Source organism: Kingella pumchi, assembly GCF_022288825.1.
GTDB lineage: Bacteria > Pseudomonadota > Gammaproteobacteria > Burkholderiales > Neisseriaceae > Kingella_D > Kingella_D pumchi.
In genome coordinates this window covers 1-3,217 of record NZ_JAKOOW010000072.1, presented here as the reverse complement: position 1 = coordinate 3,217, position 3,217 = coordinate 1, and the positions used below count along the sequence as shown (strand labels likewise).

Sequence of the window (3,217 nt, the reverse complement as noted above, 5' to 3'; positions counted from 1 at the left end):
CCGCCGCCGCCGGCCAGTCAGACGATTTCGGGCAGTCCCAACGGCTTCCCGTTGACGCAGACGGTTAATGGGCCACATGGGCGCGTTACGGTGGAAATACCGCGCGGCGCAATGGACAACCGCTTTAGCAGCATTGGGCGGACGGATGCAAACCTTAACGGCTTTCGCAATATGCCCAGCCAGTTTACCGACGGTTACGGCAATGTAGCCCGCGGCAATGTCCGAAGCGTTACCCAGCTTCCGCCCCCCGGCAAGATTGCCCGCCTGGGCGGGCCATTAATCGTAACGCAGATTGCTACCAGCCACTTGGCACGTCTTCAGCAAGAAGGCGTAAGCGATATGTACAGCCGCGGTTTTGAAGAGGGCAACTGGGGGCAAGTGGCAAATGCCACTGCCAAGCTGTTTGACTGGACAGGCGTAGGCAGCACCGTCAATGGCATGCTTAACAGCGGCGAGCAGCAGGCCTTGGGCGATGTAGCCAATATCCTGCAGCAGCAGGCTATGGAGCAAGCCCGCCAGCAGTTTGAGCGGCACAGGCCCGTGCCGACGGACAACCCATACGCCTACACCATCATAACCATCAACCAAGACCATCCCAGTAATGCGCACCGCACTAACGAGACTTTTGTTGTCCCGTTTATCGGCATTCCAAACGGATTTGACGGCTATTTCCACATCAATCATAAGGGGCAGTCTTTTACCGAAAAGCTGGGTAATTACAGCTTTAACTACAGTTTCCCAGCGGGAAACATCTTCGTCTCTTTTGCTTATAAAACACCAACAAAACAGGAGCTTGTTGAGTACAACAGCAAAGCTGCCCCGCAGCTGTCAGAAATAAACCCGTCTGAAGCCGCCATCATCTCCGCGCTCGAGCAGCTGTTGAATAACCAGCAGCGCAACAATACCGACTTGATCAACGCTCTGCAGAAGCTCGGCGCCTTTCCGCCGGGTAGCGGCAAAACAACGGTAACCGGCACAGCTGCGGACAACACCTTTCTGACTGCTCCCTATACCCCATTGGGCAGCAGCACCGCCCAGCAGACGCAATTTACCGTCAATCCCGATGGCAGCGTAACCGTCTCAACCGTGCAGCGAGCCGATTTGGCCGCCAACACGTCCCAAGCGCCGACCCGCCAGCAGGTCGGGCAGACGGCCGGAACGCACGGTCAGGCGGACACGCAGCCGGCCAAAGAAGGCAGCACGGCAGCGAAACCGGACGTTTGCGCCCAGAACCCGGGCAGCCTGATGTGCGCCGATATGGGCAGCGGCGATTACACCGATCCTGTGCTGCCTACACAAACGCGCGGGCTGGACTTCAACCCGTCGAGCATTTTCGGCGACAGCGGGGTATGCCCCGCGCCGAAAGTGGTCACGGTTTTGAAAACGCAGGTGGCCTTGAGCTATGAGCCGACCTGCGATATCGCGTCCAAACTGCGGCCGATTGTCGTGCTGCTGGGCATGGCGGCCGCCATGTGGATGGTATGGGGGACGGTAAATGAGTAAGTTGTCCATCGGCACTATGCTGACGTCCGTGCTGATGACGGTGGCCGGAAAGCTGATTGCCGCCTTGGGCATCGGCGCGATTACCTATACCGGCTTGGATATCATCCAGCGCAAATTCATTCGGCAAGCCTTGGCAGGCTGGAACGCCCTGCCGTCCGATGCTTTGCAAATACTGCTCATCGGCGGCGTTGGCACGGCGCTGAATTGGGTATTTGGGGCGGTTGCCTTTGTGGTGACCTACCGCTCAGTGTCCAAGCTGGGCACAATAATGAAAGGGAAGTGAAATGATTAGCCTGATCACCGGCGTGCCGGGCAGTGGTAAAACTGCCTGGCTGGTTTATCAGTTGATGACCCGTGCCGATTTGAAAGACCGGCCGTTGTACGTTTTCAACATCCCAGATTTGAAAGTACCGCACGAGAAAATTACGGAAGAACAGGCCAGAACCTGGCCTGAGTGGGCGCCCACCGGTGCGCTGTTCGTAATGGACGAGTGCCAAAAGGTTTTCCGGCCGCGCCGCAGCGGCAGCGACGTGCCGGCATACGTCTCCGAATTCGAAACCCACCGCCACCGCGGCTTGGACTTCTTCCTGTTGACGCAGAACCCGCGCCTGATTGACGCCAATGTGCGCGACTTGGTCGGGGAGCACCGGCATATCGGCAAGACGCTTATCGGCCTGCGGCGGATGCTCTATTGGAATAGCGGCGGCGCCAAAAACCCGGCCGCCCGCCGGGACATAGCAGAGGCGTCAACGAGCGTGTTTTTTCTGCCGAAAAAAGCCTTCGGAATGTACAAAAGCGCCGAAGAGCATACGGTGGTTTCGGGTAAGTTGGCGAAAGGCGTGTACGTCCTACCTATAGCGCTTGCCGCCACGGCGTATGGCGTGTACGTGCTAAAAGGCCGTTACGACGCGCACACCGCCCCAAACGTGCAGGCCGCGCAGGCGGCCAAGCCGCAGGCATCAGGGGAGCGTGCAGCGCTAGCGATAAGCGAGCCGGATGCCGGCGGCTACTACCCGTCCGCATCAGCGCCTGCCCCCGCGGTTGAGCGTCCCGTCATAACGGCCGAGATGTACACGCCGGCCATCCCCGGCAAGCCTTGGACGGCACCCGTCTATTCGCCCCACAACACCCAAATCACCACGATGCCTTACCCGGTCGCTTGCGTGCAGTCCGACACAGGCTGTACTTGCTACACCGATCAGGCGACGCCGATACGCGACATGGACGACGGAATATGCCGGGATTTTGTCGCCAACGGTATTTACAATCCGTACCTGCAGGACGAAAACCCTGCGCCTGCCGCTCCCGCCGCCGCCCCGCCCGGGTAGCGCCCGACAATCCGGCAGCGGTTCCCCCCGTATCAGGACGGAGGAGCAGCAGCGAGGGGCATATCGAAGTAAGGGGCTCAACGCCCCTTGCTTCGATTTAACGGTTAGTGTGCGCCAATGGTGGCCTTGTGGTATCTGTATCAGTCCGGTATCGCATTGCTTCGGGGCGTAGGTGAAGAAGCAGAACGGACGGACGGCGTAAAGGGGGGAAGCTTTGTAAAGACCCCGTCTTTATGAATACCCCCCTTTACGCCGTCCGTCCGTTCTGCTTCAATCCGGAGCCATACCCGAAGCAATGCGATACCGGACTAATACAGATACCCCCCAGCCGCAACACGGGTCTTCCCGCAAGTGTCTGATGATTTTACATATTCCGGTTCAATTAT

Annotated in this window: 3 protein-coding genes; all 3 read left to right on the top strand. The window is 58.7% G+C overall.

Features of this window, described 5'->3' with window-relative positions; all coding sequences use genetic code 11:
- Positions 1 to 1,503 (top strand): IgG-binding virulence factor TspB family protein (locus MB824_RS10920; protein WP_305067921.1); only part of this gene is annotated, 1,503 nt, incomplete at its 5' end.
- Positions 1,496 to 1,786 carry a DUF2523 domain-containing protein gene (locus MB824_RS10915; protein WP_238748565.1) on the top strand — a complete coding sequence of 97 codons (291 nt, stop codon included), beginning with the start codon at positions 1,496 to 1,498 and terminating at the stop codon, positions 1,784 to 1,786. The genes MB824_RS10920 and MB824_RS10915, both read left to right, overlap by 8 nt.
- Before the next feature lies 1 nt (position 1,787).
- Positions 1,788 to 2,831 carry a zonular occludens toxin domain-containing protein gene (locus tag MB824_RS10910; RefSeq protein ID WP_238748564.1) on the top strand — a complete coding sequence of 348 codons (1,044 nt, stop codon included), beginning with the start codon at positions 1,788 to 1,790 and terminating at the stop codon, positions 2,829 to 2,831.
- The last annotated feature ends 386 nt before the right edge of the window (positions 2,832 to 3,217 follow it).

Coding starts and splice junctions, on each gene's coding strand:
- MB824_RS10915 (WP_238748565.1), top strand. CDS start 1,496: ATGAGTAAGTTGTCCATCGGCACTATGCTGACGTCCGTGCTGATGACG.
- MB824_RS10910 (WP_238748564.1), top strand. CDS start 1,788: ATGATTAGCCTGATCACCGGCGTGCCGGGCAGTGGTAAAACTGCCTGG.